Origin of the sequence: Mucilaginibacter rubeus (assembly GCF_014643835.1) — a bacterium.
Classification (GTDB): Bacteria; Bacteroidota; Bacteroidia; order Sphingobacteriales; family Sphingobacteriaceae; genus Mucilaginibacter; species Mucilaginibacter rubeus.
In genome coordinates this window covers 54,843-73,664 of the sequence record NZ_BMKD01000004.1, presented here as the reverse complement: position 1 = coordinate 73,664, position 18,822 = coordinate 54,843, and the positions used below count along the sequence as shown (strand labels likewise).

Here is an 18,822-nt window from a genome sequence, read left to right as displayed (position 1 = left end):
GAGGAGCAGCCAGGGAATGTGCGCAAAGGGCGACGCGGCAATCTCGTAGCTAATGCATATTAGATTGGCATGATGGTCATTAACGCGACGAGATTGCCGCGCTATGCTCACAATGACATATTTTTTATTAAATGATTGGAGAAGGGCTCAGCCTCGCCACAAACATTGTATCAGCCTTACGCTCGTAGCCTTTTAAAACCGCTTTTTCTTCAAGCTTTAAGCCAAGTTCATTTACCAGGTAGTCAACCACATCTTCGTTCTCGCCTTTAAAGGCCGAGCAGGTAATGTAGATGAGCGGCTTACCGGGCTTGAGGTATTTTACTACGTTTTGGGCAATACTCTTCTGAAGCTTTTGGAAAAACTCAATCTTATGCACATCAAACTGGGCTATCATTTCAGGAGTACGTCCCCAGGTGCCCGAGCCACTGCAGGGGGCATCAAGGATGATCCCGTCGAATGCATAATCATGCATCACCGAATCAATGTTTTGGGTAAGGTCGAGGGCTTTTTTCTGGTATTTGGTTAATCCGGCCAATTGAAAGCGCTCATCAAGGTTAGCCAATATCGATTCGCGGATATCGGATACAACCAGTTTGATATTAGGCTCATCTTCATGCAGCAATAATGATTTACCACCCGATGCTGCGCAGGCATCCCACCAGCTATCCCAGCGTTGCGGCTTAAAATAATTGCCAGTTTGCTGCGATGAATAATCCTGCACCTCAAACCAATGTTGTTTAGGAAATATGGTTTCGAGGCGCGTACCGTTTGGCAGCGAATAACAGCCATTACCTTCGTCTTTAAATACAACCTGGGCTTTGGTTAGTTCGGCTTTTACCAAATGATCATAACCGTTGCGTACGCGGATAAACAGATCGGGCTGGCAAAAAAATGATTTTAGAAAAGCTTCTTTATCAATCCCTTCTGAAAGCTGGCTGCTCCATGGGAAAACATCTGCCAGTTTAAAATCAGGGTAGGCGGTTTTTACAAGGGCCAGTTTATCATCGTCACTAAAACCAACACATACAGCCCACTCTGGTTTGAAGTGTTGCAGGTAAGAGTTGGTTTGGGTGTTGCATAAAAACTCGGCAACTAACAGGCGTTCATCTTCAGGCACATCAGGCAGTGCCCTGCCAAGCCGAAAGTAGTTGTATACTAACCGGTTGGCAACCCGCCTGTCGGTTGAGCCCATTTGTTTGTTTTGCCGGTAAAAGCCGGGTAAAAATTTACTTAGTGGCGTATCGGCAGGGTATTCACCCAAAATTCGCTGAAACGTTTTAAGCTGATTTATAGCCTTCATTCTACCTGTTTTAGCTCAAAGTTAGTATACATTAATATATTTACGTGGGTATTGATCCAACCCAGGCCCGGCTTTTTGATGAAATGAAAACTGTTATGCAGGCCGGTAAAATCGGTTCCCTCAATTGAAGCTAATCCTTTATCGGCAAAAAGTTGCCTGCCAAAGTATAGCCCTTCATCAAAACCCTTAATGGCGTATTCGGTCGGTTCAACGTGATAAGCACGCCTATAGTTACGTAAAAATGTTATTGTAGCCCCCGCTTTGTAATTTATTTTTTCGGTAGAGGTAATATGCGTATTCAAACGTTGTAAAAGTTGCGGTTTCAGGAAGCTAAACTTCTCCCAACTCGGGTGCCCAAACACCATAACCGGGTAATGTTTGTTCAATGTATCTAACGACCGGAGGGTTACACCCAAAAATGCCTGGTCGGTAGCGGGGATCAAAAACACATTTTTTTCGGTTTTTGATAGCTGCGGCAGCAGGCTACTCAGTTTGCCCCGTATAACATATACGTTGGTAACCTTTACCTTCTTTTTGCTTAAGCTGTCGATAGCCTTTTTAAAATTAACAGCGTAATCATTTTCCTGGTTAAAGCCCGAACGCAGAATAAAGATTTTTTTAGGCTTAACCGTTCTGTTAATGTATTCGGCAGCGCCCCATGCGTGATATTCAAGCGGCGGAATAGCAGTGATTAAATTTTTGCTTTTAATTGTGCTTGGATTGGCAGGCGATAGGGGAGATAAAATTGGTCCCTTTGAATAAGACAGTGCGCCTGAAAACGCTTTTACACCGTCCGGGAAAACCGGGCCGACTATCAGATCACTTGAACGTACAAACGCGTTTAAAGCCAGATCATGTGCCTGCATAGCCTCATCCTTTGAATCAAAGATCTGCAGCTTATAATTATTTCCGTAAGCAGTAAGCGAATCGAGGGCGAGTTTAAATCCCTGGTAATATTCAACAGCGATATTGGCCTGGCTTAATTGTATAGGGCTATATTTTTGAGCCGGATTTAAATGCTCAAGATTCAAAGGCAGGATCATGGCTATAGTAGCTACCTTTTGCTCCGGGGCTTTGACCGGTTTTTCGGAGGTATTATCGGGCTTTTTTTCGATGTCAGTCGGTTTTTTTATGGTAGTTGCTACCGGCCGCGTTTTGGGTGAACACGCGGCCAGCAGCAAGGCTATGCAAAAAAACGGTAACCACTTATTCCCACTCAATGGTGGCCGGTGGTTTTGAACTGATATCATATACTACCCGGTTAATTCCTTTTACGTTGTTGATGATCTCGTTGCTGATCTTGGCCAGCAAGTCGTACGGTAAATGGCACCAGTCGGCGGTCATCCCGTCAACCGATTCAACGGCACGGAGGCAGATCACGTTTTCGTAAGTACGCTCATCGCCCATTACGCCTACCGACTGTACCGGTAAAAATATAGCGCCGGCCTGCCAAACTTTATCGTAAACCCCGGCAGCACGTAAATTGTTTATATAAATTGCATCAGCTTCCTGTAATATCGCTACTTTTTCAGGCGTGATGTCTCCCAAAATCCTGATAGCCAGGCCCGGGCCCGGGAAAGGGTGGCGACCTAAAATATTAGGGTCGATACCTAAAGCTTTACCTACTTTCCTTACCTCATCTTTAAATAAAGTGTTAAGTGGCTCAACTACTTTAAGTTTCATAAAATCAGGCAGACCACCAACGTTGTGGTGCGATTTGATGGTAGCTGAAGGGCCTTTTACTGATACCGACTCGATAACGTCGGGATAGATTGTGCCCTGGCCAAGCCATTTCACATCCTGTACCTCATGCGCGGCATCATCAAATACTTCGATGAACACCCGGCCGATAGCTTTACGTTTCTTTTCAGGATCGGTTAAGCCGGCAAGCGCGTCATAAAAACGTTGTTTAGCATCGATGCCTTTTATGTTTAAGCCCATGTGTTGGTATGAATCAAGCACCTGCTCAAATTCATCCTTACGCAAAAGGCCGTTATCTACAAATATACAATGCAGGTTTTTGCCGATAGCATGGTGCAGCAATACTGCCGCAACCGACGAATCAACGCCTCCTGATAAACCAAGTACTACCTTATCATCGCCCAGTTTTTCGCGAAGAGCGGCAACTGTGGTTTCGATGAATGAATCAGGTGTCCAGTCTTGTTTGCAACCGCAAATGTCAACCAAAAAGTTTTGCAGCAATTGTTTACCATCAATACTGTGGGTAACTTCCGGGTGAAATTGGATGCCGTAAGTTTGGGTACCGGTAACCTGGTAAGCGGCAACTTTAACGCTATCGGTACTTGCAATTACCTCAAAGTTATCGCCAATGGTTGCAATGGTATCGCCGTGCGACATCCACACCTGTGAGCCACCTGGAACATCCTTAAACAATGGATTATCTTGTTTAATATATTCCAAATTGGCGCGACCGTATTCACGGGTGCTTGATGGTAATACTTCGCCGCCATGAAAATGGGCAACATACTGCGCACCGTAGCAAACACCTAAAATAGGGCGTGTGGTATGGAATTTTTCAAATTCGAAATGAGGAGCATCTTCCTGCCTTACAGAATAAGGGCTGCCGGAAAGAATGATACCTTTTACAGTGCTGTCAATTTCGGGATAATGATTGAAGGGGTGGATCTCACAATAAATATTGAGCTCCCTGACACGGCGCGCTATAAGTTGGGTGAATTGCGAGCCAAAGTCAAGAATGAGGATTTTTTCTTGCATGGGCAAAGATAGGATTTTGATATGAAATGTGAGATAGGAGATTTGAGAAATTGTCTGAACCCGAATTTATTAAATTAAGTTCCACCTGCGCTCATCTGTGATGAGTGCTTAATATGGTTCCGCATTTGTAATGCGAGTTGCGATGCAATCGCTAAGCCACGTTAAGCGCTCGTTGCAAACGAGCGCAAGTAGAGTGTATACATCAGGGTCCTCTGCGAGAGACCCTGATGGGACGTTAAGCTATATTAAAATCGCAATTAAAATCCCACTAATCCAAAAATCCCCCCAAATCCCTGTTCAGACGTTCTGATAATTCAACATCCAGTTAATTCCATACTTATCAGTAAACTCTGCGAAGTATGCCCCAAAGAACATATCGCTCAATGGCATGGTAACCACACCACCGGCCGAAAGTTCATTGAACAGGCGCTCGGTTTCTTCGCGGCTTTCGGGTTCAACATTGATGTGCATATTATTGCCGGTCTGCAGTTTAAAGCCCATACTCTCCGGCGCGTCGGTAGCCATCAGTATGTGGCCGCCCATAATGGTAAGTTCGCCGTGGATGATCAATTTTTTATCAGCTTCGTTCATCCGGACCTCAGCCGGCAACTCTATATCGCTGAACCGCGTGAGTTTTTTACCTGTAAACTCGCCCTTAAAAACCTCTTTGTAAAAGGTTAAAGCCTCTTCAGTGTTTCCGGGGAAATTTAAATAAGTGGTAACCCTTGCCGCATTGCCCGGTTTCAGATCTTTCCTTATTCTGAAAGCTGTGCTCAGGTAATGATCAAGGTTGCTTAAGCCGGCAGTGAAGCCTTCCTGGAAGCCCATACCAACAATGGTTTGCATATCTTCCACTTTATCAAAATAGATATCGATGTTAACGGTAGTATGCTCACCTTCGCCGGTAAAGTTCTTCTCCCAGTTCATGACAGGAAAATTGGTATTGGTTACAGCATTTTCATCACAAAAGGAAACGGCATTGGCGATTTTTTGCGGGACTACAATGGTTTTATACTCTTCCTTGCACCATGTTGGATGTTCAGTATGCTCCGGGCCAACCATCTGGTATAACCAGTAGCCGCCTTCCCTAAAATCCATGGTTTTTGTTTCGGTGCGATAAGGTTTTGGTGCCCACCACTGGTCAAGAATTTCACTGTCGGTCCATGCCTGCCATACTAAATTGAGTGGCGCGTCAAAAGTTCTTACCACATTAAGCCGTCTGTTTTGCAGGTCTTTGGTAAATACGGTTTCGTTGTTTGTCATGACTGTTTGTTTTTTAGGTTTTGTAGTACGTTATCTAACTGGCTAAAACGGGTTTCCCACAGGGCGCGGAACTGGTCCATCCAAACATCCACTTCTTTCATTTTTTGAGCGTTAAAATGATAATAAATTTCGCGGCCGGTTTGTTTTTGATTAACCAGCTGGCATTCGCTCAGGATTTGGATATGCTTAGATACAGCTTGCCTGCTGCTTTGAAAATGTTCGGCAATGGCATTGGGTGTCATAGCCTGCAAAGCAAGCAAACTAATAATGGCCCTGCGGGTAGGATCGGCAATGGCCTGAAATACATCTCTTCTCATAAAAACTTTTTTGCAACCGTTTGATTGCAAATATAAATGCAATTAATCGGTTGCGGAAATTTATTCGAAAAAATATTTTAAAGCTCGTATTTTAAGCAAACGAAGAAATAGGACGTTAATAAAAGGGGAGTAAGTGGCTTATTCTTCATCTGTAAAATGCGCTTTCCGTTTCTCTTTGGCAAATTTATCTGCATTGTAATTTTCAGATTGCCCCCTGGGGATAGATAGCGAATGCCAGGTTTCATTGCAAAGCATCTTACCTAAAAAAACGATCTGGCCAACGTGGTAAGGGTAATGGGCCAGCTGCCGGTTAATGGCTTCCATAACCGTATGGCCCTGGTTGCGGATATAGATGATCTTATCGAGATCGTCGGCGGTTAGTTTATCAAGCGTATCAAAAAGGCATTGCCATCCCTGTTCCCAGGTTTTGGTAATTGTTTGGCGGGTGGGGGTAGAAGGGGTAAATTCAGCTTCCCGGTTACGGGTGGATTTTTCACCATCAGTAGTGAAAATATCAGTCCATCTGGAAATCATATTGCCTGCCATGTGCTTCACGATCATGGCAATGCTGTTTGATTCGGAGTTGTATTGCCAATATAATTGTTCGTCGGTAAGCTGTTCAAACGTTTTTTCGCCGAGGGATTTGTAATAAGCAAACTGCTTTTTTACACTGGTTAAATAGTCATTTTCCATAAGTTAATTTACAGCTGAAAGCAGAACGCAAAAAGCATAAAGCTATGAGCTTTGGTATTAAATTTATAATTGTTCACACAGTTTTTTTAATATAGCAAGTGTTACATTCCAGTAAAAATTAACATGCTTGTAAATTATTTCGTCCGGAAAATTATTTAAGGTTAATATAACCATTGTTTTATCTTCAATGGGGGTTAATACAAAGCGGACTTCTGTGTAATTTTCAGGTATATCAGGCAGGTTTGAAAGCGAACTCCAATAATTATATTGAAAAACCTTTTCGGGGTCGAATTGCCGGATAGTGCCCTTGTTTTCAAAACTTATCCAGTGCAGATCCCCCCGGAAAATTATTGGGCTTCCAACCTGCCATTCGGATATCACATCAATTGCAGAATCAGACATCCATAGCTTAATTAATGCCGGATTTGTCATGGCATCCCACACCTTTGAAACCGGGGCATTGATATTAACCGTTTTATTTATTTCTGTTTCATATGGTGAACTGTCTGTCATGTTTCCCTGGTAGTTGATTAAGAGGTAAAGTGAAAATAAAATTTAAAAATGGGAAAGACCAGCGTTAACCAATTTATATGACCGTAATTGAACATGATATGTGCAAAATCAGACAGTTGGAGTGAATGGATTTTTGCTTAAGGTGTTGGTTTTTAATTATTTAAAACAATGACACGATATGCGTGTATAATAAAGTACAGGCTGAGATTTAACCTGGTTTAGTTGATCGATATCAATGAGACGTTGTCGAGATTGCGTTCCGGGGTGAGATACGGAACGCATTTTTTTTGAGAGGATTATCAAACAAAAGTAATTGTCATTTCGAAACGAGGAACGAGTTAGAAATCTCTCTCGCCGTTGTTGGTGTTGTCCCCAACAACTCCGCGCCGAGCGCCGCTCAATTACTACGTGGATAGCAAATGGTGATTTCGTGATTATTAGATATAAAACAGGCAAAAAAGTTGGTGGTGACAACACCAACAACGGCATGAGTTTTTAGTTTTTAGTGCTCATGAGGGCTACGCCGTTTAGAGGGGGCTTACTGTTTTCCTTTCAAACTATCAGCTTTTGCTTTTTCTTTCTTCTTGAAAAAACCTCTCAGGAAAAAGTTATGCTGAACGGCTTCCAGGTCATCATTTAATTTGATAGATGCTGCCTGCAGGTTATTAATGGCCGATTGTGTTTGCACCGCCGCTTTGGGATCGTTCAATAATACGCCTAATGCATTATCGGTAGTGTTAAGCTTGTTACTTGCCCTGGTAAGATTGCTGGTAAGTGTTGAAGCGTTTGCTGCGGTTTGCTGCAGTTGGCCTACAGCCTGTTTAATTTGAGCAAAGGTAGCTGTATCCGTAAGCATTTTATCGGCAAGGCCGCCTTTGGTGTTCATTTTACGGCTAAACTGGTCAAGCTGTACAGCCATTAAAGCAGCACTTTGAGTAGTGGCCTGCAGGTTGCGCATGGCGCCGCGCAGTTGTATCGCCATGGTGCTGTCGGCTAATAATGCGCCAACGGTACCTTTACCTTGCAATATGTTATGGCTTAATGATTTAAAATCGTTAGTGATGGCTAACAGGTTTTGGTTATTATCCTGCAGGGTTTTAAGCATGTCATCGGTCGAGAGCATTTTTTCGGATTGCAATACGTCACCATCTTCAATTACCGGTGCCTGTGCGGTTCCGCCTTCTATCACAATAATTTTATTACCTATCAAACCGTCTGATCCTATTTTGGCCATCGCGTTGCGGCGGATGTATTGCTGTGTAGCCTCATCAACATTCATATACACCTGGACCTCTGATGGGCCGATAAATTTGATATTGCTGATAGTGCCAACTTTAACGCCCGAAAACCAAATGGCGTTGCCTTTCTTTAAACCGGCAACATCGGTAAATACGGCGCTTAACTTTATATTTTTAACAAAGGCTTTTTGCTGGCCCCCCAGGGTAAATACCCCCAATATAAACAATATGAGCCCAAGTGCCAGGAATATGCCTACTATGATCGATTTTCTTTTTTCTGCTGGATCCATGATAATGGTATATCTTATCTAATTGTTGTTATTCAATAAAGTTGTAATCGTAAAATGGTTTCACCCGGCTATCGGTGGTGTTAAACACCTCGTCGAAAGTGCCGGTGCGCTGAAACTGCCCGTCTAAGAGCATGGCTATCCTGTCGCCGGTTTGCTTGGCGCAGGTCAGATCATGTGTTATAATGATGGATGATGTATTATACCGCTGCTGCACCTCGTTAATCAGGTCATTGATTTCGATACAGGTGATAGGGTCAAGGCCGGCGGTAGGTTCATCATACAGCATAACCTCGGGGTTCAGGATCAGTGTTCGTGCAATGCCGATACGCTTACGCTGCCCGCCCGAAAGCTCGGATGGCATCTGGTTGATGGTTTGCGAAAGTCCAACCGCGTCAAGCACCGTTTCAACCGCGGTATTGATCTCCCCGCGGGTAAGGTTACGTTTGTTACGCACCAACGGGAACTCCAGGTTTTTACGCACGGTCATACTATCGTACAAAGCGCTGTTCTGAAACGAAAAGCCGATACGGATGCGTAATTTCTGTAAGTCATCTTCGGTAATATGAGCGATATCCTGGCCAAATACTTTTACCATACCCTCATCAGGTTTAAGCAGGCCCGATATGATCTTGATCAGTACCGACTTACCTGTACCTGAGCGGCCAAGCACTACAAGGTTTTCACCCTGGTAAAGGTCAAGGTCAATACCGCGGAGTACGGCATAATCCTGGAAAGCTTTTTTTAAGCCCCTGATGCTGATAACCGGGTTATTATGATCTGTGTGTACTGCTGCCTTTTTCATATCTCCATAAATTAGCGGAACCAGCCGGTTATCTGTACAATAATAACTTCTTCAATAAACACCAGGAACATGGCGGTAATTACCGCGCCGTTTGCAGCTTTACCCACGCCTTCGGTTCCTTTATTGGAGTTATAGCCCTGGTAACAGCCCACAATGCCAATGGTAAAGCCAAATACAATTGATTTTATAAGCGATGCCACAAAATCGGTAAAGGTTAGCGGCTCAAAAACTTCCTGTATAAAAGTTGTCCAGGTGGTGCCTTCGTTCATGGTTACATTTAAATACCCGCCAAATAAAGCCACAAAGCCTGTATAGGTTGATAAAATTGGAATAGTAAGCGTGGTAGCCAGCACGCGGGTACATACCAGGTATTTAAATGGTTTGGTGCCCGATACTTCCATCGCGTCTATCTGCTCGGTAACGCGCATGGACCCCAGCTCGGCGCCAATGCTTGAGCCTACTTTTCCGGATGCTATCAGTGCGGTAACCAAGGGCGCAAGCGCACGCATGATGGCTATGGATACCAGCGAAGGCAACCACGATTCGGCGCCAAACTGTGATAACGATGGCCTTGATTGCTTGGTAAATATCACCCCCACAATAAAACCCGTAACCGATATCAGGGTAAATGAACGTACACCTACTTCATAACACTGGCGTATAACTTCCTTAAGTTCAAAAGGTGGTACAAAAGCTTCTTTAAAAAAGCGGATGATAAACTGGTTTATCCGGTAAAGCGTTAAAAAAAAGTCGCTCAGGCTTTGTTTAAGCTTCACGAATCTTTTGTTTGTATGCCTGGTTATGCTTTGCGTATTGTCCATTAAAAATGTACTTGTATATGCGTATGGTAACTCTACAAAACCCGCAGGTGTTTGTTTGCTGTACCGTGTTTTATTTCATTAAGATACTTTGGGCAACTTTTTAAATCGTTTTAAAAAGAATTTGTTTAATTAATAAAATGACATAAAAGTATTAGGTGCCGATGCTTTGTTTTGAGTGTTTACAGTAGTAATTTAAACGTTTTTGGTAATTTAAAACTAAATAATGAAAAAAAAGTATTACATCTTGCCCGTGCATTAAAAGTACATTTGATAATAAATCAATTATAAAATGCTGTAGCAAAAGGCCGGCCAAAATCTCTGCCGGCAAATTATCAATACAGTATTAATGACAGATTAAATTACGGCTAAATAAACCTTTGACCGTTTGGGTTAAATGTTTAAACCAATTTGTCTGCAAACCTAAAAGTTAAAATTTATATAGCGCAGTACAGCCCCTAAAATATTAGTTAATGAAGTGTAAAATTTTGATAAGTTGCCTTATATTATACTGTATTACCAGGCATTTTAAAACGCGCTGCCAAATTCATTTGAGTTTTCACGGCTTGATATTAACGGCAAATTATCAGATAGTGAGGTTAACTGTGATTTTGCCATACAACTAACGTTAAACCCTGCAGGCACATTTTAATTGGTTACAGTGCTGTAAGGGGGCATAATACGCAATGAGGTAACGAGAATTAATAATTAATTGTTTAATTGACATTTTGAAAGTATAAAAGTGTTAAATTAGTATCATTAATTAGTAAACTTATTTTAGTGGATTCTATGACGACAAGTAATGTAATGCGGGAGATAACTCCGCTAACGCCAAGTGATTGTTTTACTATTTTTTCGAGGGTAAAAAAGAAATTTGATTTTCCGCTTCATTATCATGACGAATACGAGCTTAATTTAATTATCAACGCCAAAGGAGCCAAAAGGGTGGTAGGTGGCCATATTGAGGTTATTGAAGAAGTAGAGCTTGCGCTGATAGGCCCAAACTTATACCATGCCTGGTTTACGCACCAATGTCAAAGCGAAGATATAACCGAGGTTACCATCCAGTTTCATAAGGATCTGTTTGATGAAAAGTTTCTGAAGCGAAATCAGTTAAGTTTTGTAAAAAGCATGCTCGAGCGCTCGCAAAGGGGGATTTCTTTCTCATCGGAAACCATTTACGCGCTTAAAGACCGGATTATGCAGCTGGATAAAAAAAGTGGTTTTGACTCTGTATTAGAACTTTTATCCATTCTTCATGACCTGTCAATTTCCCGCAATATGAAAATGCTGTCGGATCCAAGCTTTACAAATGAGAAGTTTTACTACAACAGCCGCCGCATTGAAAAAGTGTTTGAGCACATGAATATTAACTATAACAAGCAAATCACCCTTGCCGAAGTAGCTAAAATTGCCAATATGCCCGAAGCTTCATTTAGCAGGTTTATCAAAAAGCGCACGGGCAAAACCTTTATTGACAGTTTGAACGAGATCAGGCTTGGGCATGCTTCCAGGATGCTTATTGACTCTACAACCACGGTAGCCGAAATTGCCTATAAATGCGGCTTTAACAATATCTCCAATTTCAACAGGATCTTTAAGCGTAAAAAAATGTGTATTCCCAAAGAATTCAGGGAAACCTATACCGGAAACCGCGTATTTATTTAACTGGTATTTATTTGGCTTTATGGCTGGTTAAAAATGTATCAGCCTGTCGATAAAGTTAAATATAAGGTTAAAAAAGTATTATAAAGTTGCTGATAATAAATTCATTTTTGAGTAATGACAGTTAGGTGTCTGAACTCGAATTTTTGGAATTTATGAATTCGTCGAATTTATTGTATTTGGCCATTTTTAAACCAGGATTGTAGTATTCTGACAATTATTTAATTCAAAAAATTCCGGTTCAGACAAAATCAGACAAGATGAAGTTACACTTACTTGATGTTGCCATTATAGTTTTATACCTGCTGAGCACCATTTTTATTGGTTTATGGTACCGTAAAAAGGCCCGCGAAAATAAGGAAAGCTATATGCTGGGCGGCAAATCTTTACCCTGGTATAAACTGGGTTTAAGCGATGCCTCCGATATGTTCGACATCAGCGGTACCATGTGGATGGTAAGCCTGTGCTTTGTTTATGGTATGAAAAGTATCTGGATCCCCTGGTTATGGCCGGTATTTAACCAGGTGTTTTTAATGATGTACCTGTCGCGCTGGCTGCGCCGGTCAAACGCCGCTACCGGGGCCGAATGGCTGGCAACCCGCTTCGGTAAAACCGGGCCGGGGGTAACAGGGTCAAATGTGGTAGTTATCGCTTTCGCGCTGTTAAGCTGTTTTGGTTTCCTGGCTTATGGGTTTATTGGTTTGGGCAAGTTCATTGAAATATTTATTCCCTGGGACCTGGTTAAAGCTTACGTGCCCTTCCACGTGGCGCCTCAGTATGTACCGCATATGTACGGGATCATATTTACGCTATTTGCCATGTTTTATTCTATCATAGGTGGCATGCATAGTATTGTACTGGGCGATATGATCAAGTACGGCATTATGACCGTAGCCTGCGTGTGGATCAGTTTCATAGCTGCAGGCAAACTCAGCGGGAACCACCTCAATGTGCCCGATGGCTGGTATAGCCCTTTTTTTGGTAAAAATCTTGGCCTTAGCTGGACGGGGATCATCAACGAGGTAAACAATAAGATCAAAGAAGATGGTTATTCGCTGTTCGGCCTGTTTTTTATGATGATGACTTTTAAAGGCTTCTTCGCGGCAGTGGCCGGGCCCGCGCCTAATTATGATATGCAAAAGATCCTCTCCACCCGCTCGCCCGAAGAGGCCAGCAAAATGAGCGGCTTTGTAAATATCATCCTGCTGCCTATCCGTTATTCGCTTATTGTGAGTTTAACTATCCTAGGTGTACTTTTTTATCACCGAATGGATTTGAAAGACGCCAAAGGGGCTATTGATTTTGAACGCATCCTGCCGGCCGTGATCAACAACTTTTTGCCGGTTGGTTTGGTTGGATTGTTGCTGGCCGGTTTGCTTGGAGCTTTCATGAGCACCTTCAGCGGTACCATGAACGCGGCGCAAGCTTATATTGTGAATGATATCTACCTCAAATACATCAACCCGAAGGCATCTACCAAAAAAATCATCACCGCCAATTACATGGTGGGGGTTTTTGTGGTAGCGGTAGGCGTGATACTCGGCTTTTTTGTAAAGGATGTGAACAGTGTGCTGCAATGGATAGTATCGGCACTTTATGGCGGTTATATAGCCAGTAACGTACTTAAATGGCATTGGTGGCGCTTTAATGCCAACGGTTTTTTTTACGGGATGCTTTCGGGGATTTTGTCAGCCATGATATTCTCGCTTATTATCCCTTCGATCCAACTGTTGTACTGGTTCCCGGTGCTGTTTGTCATCTCGCTGGGGGGCTCGGTTATCGGCTCGTACGCTACAGCGCCAACGGATATGACCGTGTTGCGGTCGTTTTATACCACCGTAAGGCCGTGGGGCTTTTGGGGGCCTGTTAAGGCTTTGGTAATGGAGAAAAATCCATCATTTGTGCCTAACAAAAACTTTAAGCTAAACATGTTCAACGTGGTTATCGGTACTATTACACAATGCTGCCTTACCATACTGCCCATGTACCTGATACTGGCACAAAAAGCATCGCTCATAGTTACCATAGCCATACTGGTGGTTACTATTACCATACTGAAAAAAACATGGTGGAATAAATTAAAAGACTATTGATAAAAAACTATATGACGCAGGAATTTAACCAAAGGCTCATTCAACTACAGGCCGAACAAGCGCAATTGATTAACCGGCAAAACCAGGTTGAGGAAACAGGCAACGGTATTTTTTGCCGGTTTAAATATCCTGTGCTTACTGCCGCCCATACCCCGCTTGAGTGGCGATATGATCTTGATGCTAAAACCAACCCTCATTTAATGGAACGTTTTGGTATTAACGCGGTTTTTAATGCCGGCGCTATAAAGTTTAACGGCAAATACCTGATGGTAGCGAGGGTTGAAGGCGCCGATCGGAAATCGTTTTTCGCTGTGGCCGAAAGTGCTGATGGGATCAATGGGTTTAAATTTTGGGATTACCCGGTTGAACTGCCCCAAACCGATGAGCCCGATACCAATGTGTACGATATGCGCCTTACCCAGCATGAAGATGGCTGGATCTATGGCCTGTTTTGTACCGAACGCCGTGACCCCGAAGCTCCGTCATATGATCAGTCGATGGCGATAGCAGCCTGCGGTATCGCGCGCACCAGGGACCTGGTAAAATGGGAGCGCCTGCCCGATCTGAAAACCAACTCGCCCCAGCAGCGCAACGTGGTATTACACCCCGAGTTTGTTGATGGTAAGTATGCCTTGTATACCCGTCCGCAGGATGGTTTTATCAGTGCAGGGACCGGTGGTGGAATAGGTTTTGGCTTGTGCGATACTATGGAGCACGCGGTTGTTGACCATGAAACAATCATTCACAATAAAAGCTACCATACCGTTTACGAAGCCAAGAATGGCCAGGGCCCGGCGCCAATCAAAACGGAAAAAGGCTGGCTGCACCTGGCGCATGGCGTACGCAATACAGCTGCTGGTTTACGTTATGTGTTGTACATGTTTATGACCGACCTTCATGACCTTACTAAAGTACTTTACCAACCAGCAGGTTATTTTTTGGCACCGGTCGGTGAGGAGCGTATCGGCGATGTATCCAATGTAGTGTTCTGTAATGGCTGGATAGCCGATGATAACGGATCGGTTTATGTTTATTATGCGTCCTCAGATACCCGCATGCATGTAGCCACTACTACAATTGATAAACTGATAGACTATGCCATGAACACACCGGCCGATGGTTTGCGTTCGGCCTCATCGGTACAGGCAGTGTACAATATTATCGATAAAAATAAAGCTTTAAGCCAATTACAGGGAGCCGGCGCCTGAACAGAGATTTAAACATGCTTCAACCATCAAATACTGTTTCAAATCATCAGCTTGCTGTCTTCAGCAATGAGCTAACAGGTGAGTTGAAAAATATCCTCAATTATTGGCTCAATCATACTGTAGATGATGTAAACGGTGGTTTTTGGGGCAAGATCAACAATGATAACCAGGTTACTCCCGGTGCCCCCAAAGGTTCGGTCTTAAACGCGAGGATACTGTGGAGTTTTTCTGCTGCTTACAATCAAAAGCCTGATGAAGCTTATTTACAGGCAGCTAAGCGGGCCTATGATTATATCAAAGCTCATTTTGTTGATGATGAGTTTGGCGGCGTGTATTGGTCGGTTGATTACAAAGGTGATATGCCGGATACAAAAAAACAGGTATATGCCAATGCCTTTACCATTTACGCGCTGAGTGAATATCATATAGCTTCGAAATCGGAAAGGGTAAAGCAGGAAGCCATCGGCCTCTATCATCTTTTGATCAATAAAAGTTACGACAAGGATAAAACGGGTTATCTCGAAGCTTTCACGCGCGATTGGCAGCCGCTCGGCGATCTTAGGCTAAGCGCTAAGGATGCCAATGAGAAAAAGACCATGAACACCCATCTGCACGTACTGGAAGCTTATACCAACCTGTACCGCATCTGGCCGGATGGCGGACTTAAACAGCAGATTGAAACCCTGATCAATAATTTTTTTGATCATTTTATTGATGCTGGAACCGGGCACCTCGTGCTGTTTTTTGATGAGGATTGGAACCGCCGGTCAGAAACCATATCGTACGGGCACGATATTGAAGCCACCTGGCTTTTACTGGAGGCCGCCGAAGTTATTGGTAATCAGGAAATTATCGAGAAGGTCAGCGGCACTTGCATCGCGATAACAGAAGCAACCGTACAGGGTTTAGATGTAGATGGTGGCTTATGGTATGAATATGAACCGGCGGATGATCTCCTCATCAAAGAAAAACACTGGTGGGTACAAGCCGAAGCTATGGTAGGTTTTTACAACGCCTGGCAGGTTAGCGGTAATGATAAATACTTTCATTTGGTCCTTAAAAACTGGGCTTTTATAAAAGATAAAATACTGGATAAACAAAACGGTGAATGGTTTTGGGGTATCAAAGCCGATGGCAGCATAATGCCCGGCGAGGACAAAGCAGGGCTTTGGAAATGCCCCTATCATAATAGCCGTGCATGTATTGAAATTATCAGGCGTATAGGCCCGATAAATTAGCCGTAAAGCAAGGCTTCAAATGGTTTAACTTAGCGGCAGTGATTATGATAAAATTTTTCAGAAGGATTGCTGTTTTATACCTGCTGTTCCATAGCTCAACCGCTATGGCGCAGCTGTTTGAACCTGCCGATAAGCACGCCACAACCGAAACCCTGCAGCTTTTTTACAGTATGCAGCGCCTGCTTAACGTGGGGGTAATATTTGGTCACCACGATGACCTGGCTTATGGTGTGGGATGGCGTAATGAACCAGGCCGCTCAGATGTTAAGAGTGTTACCGGATCATACCCGGCTCTGTATGGCTGGGATTTGGCCAGGATTGAGCACGACAGCATTCATGATATTAACGGAATCGCCTTTGAACAGCAGAAGCAGTTTGTTAAGGACGTTTACGCGCGCGGCGGCATCAATACATTTTGCTGGCATATGGATAACCCGGCCAATGGCAAAACCGCCTGGGATACCACACAGCATGCCGTAAAAGATCTTATCCCCGGCGGCGCTTTTCATGATGTATACGTTGGCTATCTTGATCGTGCGGCCAATTATTTAGCTGATATGAAAGGCCCGGAAGGAGAGGCTATCCCGATATTGTTCCGGCCATTTCATGAACTTACGGGCAATTGGTTTTGGTGGTGCAAAAACACCTGTACCCCCGATGAATTTAAAGCCCTGTGGCGTTTTACTATCGAATACCTGCGGGATAAAAAGAAGCTGCATAACCTGCTCATCGTATATTCGGCGGCTGATTTTGAATCAGAAGATGAGTTTTTGGAACGCTATCCCGGCGATGCTTACGCGGATTTTATAGGCTTTGATAATTATTGTACGCAAAGCGTTGAGCGTTTTCAAGCAAAGCTGGATCAACGCCTTGCCATTGTTGATGGCATCGCTGTAAAACACCATAAAATAACATGCCTGCCCGAAACCGGCTATGAAGGTATCCCCATGCCCAACTGGTGGATGGATATATTACTGCAAACCCTTGCTAAGCATAAAGTATCCTACGTAATGGCATGGCGCAACGGAAACGATCATCATTATTACGTTCCATATCCCGGCCAATCCAGCGCCGGTTATTTTATAAAGTTTTATAACAACCCGCAAACCATTTTCCAAAACCGCATAACACCACTGGGCATTTATGGTAAGCCAAATTGGAAGCAGTAGCCTTGCGGTTCATGGATGATATTTCATGGTTCATAGAGGAGTGGATAATACATTCATTTTGGCTTTATGCTTTAAGCCTTCGGCTTTTTGCTTAAAACAGCTACCCCCGATATCCCGGCCAGCAAAGAGGCTAACAGGATCCCATATTTGGCCTGGTCAATCATTTCGGCATGATCAAAGGCCAGTGCCGATATAAAAAGGGACATGGTAAAACCTACGCCTGCAAGCAAAGCCACACCTGTCATTTGTTTCCAGGATGAGCCTGCGGGTAATTGTGCGCCAAATTTTACCATGAGCCAGGTAAAGAGCAATACACCTGTAAACTTGCCGGCAACCAGGCCTATAGCCACGCCCATGCTAACAGGGTTGGCCAGTGACGAGAAAAAGTCATGGCTAACAATAATCCCGGCATTAGCCAAAGCAAAAAGCGGCATGATGACGAAAGCTACCCAGGGGTGCAGGATGTGTTCAATTTTTTGCAGCGGTGTTTCGGCGTCAAGGCTCAGCTTTTTTATTTTATCAATAATGTGGTGCTGTCCGGGCGTTATAAGTGTGCTGTTGTTTGGCTGCTCGTTTTCAAAATCGGTAAGGTATTGCTTTACAGATTGGGTGTAACTGATCTCACTGATGCGGGTACGTGCGGGAATAGTAAAAGCCACCAACACACCCGCGATGGTTGCGTGGACGCCTGAAAGTAAAAAAGCTATCCAAACAGCGAAGCCTATGATCAAATAAAAAGCGGTACTCCTGATCCCCATTTTATTGCCGATAAGTAAAAGTACCAACAGCCAAACCCCAACAGTAAGCGGTACAAGCGCTATGTGGCTGCTATAAAAAAGAGCAATAACTAAAACAGCGCCAAGGTCATCAGCAACGGCCAATGCCGACAGGAAAACTTTTACAGAGGATGGAATATGTTTGCCCGCCATAGATAGTAAAGCCAGCGCGAAGGCTATATCTGTAGCCATCGGAATTCCCCAGCCATGGGCTGATGGCTTACCTGTATTAAAAAGGAAAAAGATGAAAGCGGGCACCAGCATTCCGCCCAATGCGGCAAACATGGGGAGCGAAGCCTTTTTTACAGAGGATAGTTCGCCGGCCATAAACTCGCGTTTCAACTCGAGGCCTATCACAAAGAAAAATAAAGCCATAAGGCCGTCGTTGATCCAAAGGTGCAGCGGATGGTTTAAAACATATTTATCAAAACCGAGCGATAGTTTAAGGTCCCAAAGTTGGTGGTAACTGTGCTGAAAAGGCGAGTTTACCCATACGATAGCCACGATCACGCTGATAAAAAGCACTATGCCGCCGGTATGTTCCTGGTTTATGAATTTGCTTACCGGCTGCGTGATTTTATCAATAGGGTAGCTTTGTTTCATAGATGCCTAAAATAAGGAATTAAGTTTGATTTTTGGGTGACACAACCTGTCGATTCAGGGAAATCGCTTTTAACCACATGCGGATTGAAAAACAATAAAT

16 protein-coding genes are annotated in these 18,822 nt (G+C 43.6%); 5 read left to right on the top strand and 11 right to left on the bottom strand.

What is annotated here, in order from left to right:
- Window positions 1–127 precede the first annotated feature (127 nt).
- From IEX80_RS14170 to IEX80_RS14125, 10 genes are all read right to left on the bottom strand, one after another.
- Window positions 128–1,300 carry an RsmB/NOP family class I SAM-dependent RNA methyltransferase gene (locus tag IEX80_RS14170; protein ID WP_188833291.1) on the bottom strand — a complete coding sequence of 391 codons (1,173 nt, stop codon included), beginning with the start codon at window positions 1,298–1,300 and terminating at the stop codon, window positions 128–130.
- Window positions 1,297–2,550 (bottom strand): ABC transporter substrate-binding protein, encoded by a 1,254-nt coding sequence (locus tag IEX80_RS14165; RefSeq protein WP_188833290.1) that lies wholly within the window; start codon window positions 2,548–2,550, stop codon window positions 1,297–1,299. Before IEX80_RS14165 ends, IEX80_RS14170 begins: the two co-directional genes overlap by 4 nt.
- Window positions 2,507–4,036 carry a glutamine-hydrolyzing GMP synthase gene (gene guaA / locus IEX80_RS14160; protein WP_090529629.1) on the bottom strand — a complete coding sequence of 510 codons (1,530 nt, stop codon included), beginning with the start codon at window positions 4,034–4,036 and terminating at the stop codon, window positions 2,507–2,509. Before guaA ends, IEX80_RS14165 begins: the two co-directional genes overlap by 44 nt.
- A 297-nt stretch (window positions 4,037–4,333) precedes the next feature.
- Complete coding sequence (locus tag IEX80_RS14155) at window positions 4,334–5,299, bottom strand: SRPBCC domain-containing protein (protein WP_188833289.1); 966 nt, start codon at window positions 5,297–5,299, stop codon at window positions 4,334–4,336.
- Window positions 5,296–5,616 (bottom strand): ArsR/SmtB family transcription factor, encoded by a 321-nt coding sequence (locus IEX80_RS14150; RefSeq protein ID WP_090528388.1) that lies wholly within the window; start codon window positions 5,614–5,616, stop codon window positions 5,296–5,298. The genes IEX80_RS14155 and IEX80_RS14150 overlap by 4 nt, the downstream gene beginning before the upstream one ends.
- 138 nt (window positions 5,617–5,754) lie before the next feature.
- Window positions 5,755–6,309 carry a DUF1572 family protein gene (locus IEX80_RS14145; protein WP_188833288.1) on the bottom strand — a complete coding sequence of 185 codons (555 nt, stop codon included), beginning with the start codon at window positions 6,307–6,309 and terminating at the stop codon, window positions 5,755–5,757.
- Between the two features lie 63 nt (window positions 6,310–6,372).
- Window positions 6,373–6,822: an SRPBCC family protein gene (locus tag IEX80_RS14140; protein ID WP_188833287.1), complete on the bottom strand. Its 450-nt coding sequence runs from the start codon at window positions 6,820–6,822 to the stop codon at window positions 6,373–6,375.
- A gap of 538 nt (window positions 6,823–7,360) precedes the next feature.
- Window positions 7,361–8,350: an MlaD family protein gene (locus tag IEX80_RS14135; protein ID WP_090528376.1), complete on the bottom strand. Its 990-nt coding sequence runs from the start codon at window positions 8,348–8,350 to the stop codon at window positions 7,361–7,363.
- Window positions 8,351–8,378: 28 nt separating this feature from the next.
- On the bottom strand, window positions 8,379–9,152 hold the full coding sequence (locus IEX80_RS14130) for an ABC transporter ATP-binding protein (protein WP_090528374.1): 774 nt from the start codon (window positions 9,150–9,152) through the stop codon (window positions 8,379–8,381).
- Window positions 9,153–9,163: 11 nt separating this feature from the next.
- Window positions 9,164–9,928, bottom strand: coding sequence for an MlaE family ABC transporter permease (locus tag IEX80_RS14125; RefSeq protein ID WP_223266281.1), 765 nt, complete (start codon window positions 9,926–9,928; stop codon window positions 9,164–9,166).
- Window positions 9,929–10,759: 831 nt separating this feature from the next.
- Here IEX80_RS14125 and IEX80_RS14120 point away from each other — a divergent pair.
- From IEX80_RS14120 to IEX80_RS14100, 5 genes are all read left to right on the top strand, one after another.
- Entirely contained in the window at window positions 10,760–11,638 is an 879-nt protein-coding gene (locus IEX80_RS14120; RefSeq protein WP_090528369.1) for an AraC family transcriptional regulator, read from the top strand.
- 257 nt (window positions 11,639–11,895) lie between these two features.
- Window positions 11,896–13,728: a sodium:solute symporter family protein gene (locus IEX80_RS14115; protein WP_176628891.1), complete on the top strand. Its 1,833-nt coding sequence runs from the start codon at window positions 11,896–11,898 to the stop codon at window positions 13,726–13,728.
- Between the two features lie 11 nt (window positions 13,729–13,739).
- Entirely contained in the window at window positions 13,740–14,936 is a 1,197-nt protein-coding gene (locus IEX80_RS14110) for a glycoside hydrolase family 130 protein (protein ID WP_176628892.1), read from the top strand.
- A 14-nt stretch (window positions 14,937–14,950) separates the two neighbouring features.
- Entirely contained in the window at window positions 14,951–16,174 is a 1,224-nt protein-coding gene (locus IEX80_RS14105) for an AGE family epimerase/isomerase (RefSeq protein ID WP_188833286.1), read from the top strand.
- 44 nt (window positions 16,175–16,218) lie between these two features.
- Complete coding sequence (locus IEX80_RS14100) at window positions 16,219–17,343, top strand: glycoside hydrolase family 26 protein (RefSeq protein WP_188833285.1); 1,125 nt, start codon at window positions 16,219–16,221, stop codon at window positions 17,341–17,343.
- 71 nt (window positions 17,344–17,414) lie between these two features.
- Here the strand turns inward: IEX80_RS14100 and nhaA are convergent, their stop codons facing one another.
- Complete coding sequence (nhaA, locus tag IEX80_RS14095) at window positions 17,415–18,722, bottom strand: Na+/H+ antiporter NhaA (protein ID WP_188833284.1); 1,308 nt, start codon at window positions 18,720–18,722, stop codon at window positions 17,415–17,417.
- Window positions 18,723–18,822: the final 100 nt, after the last annotated feature.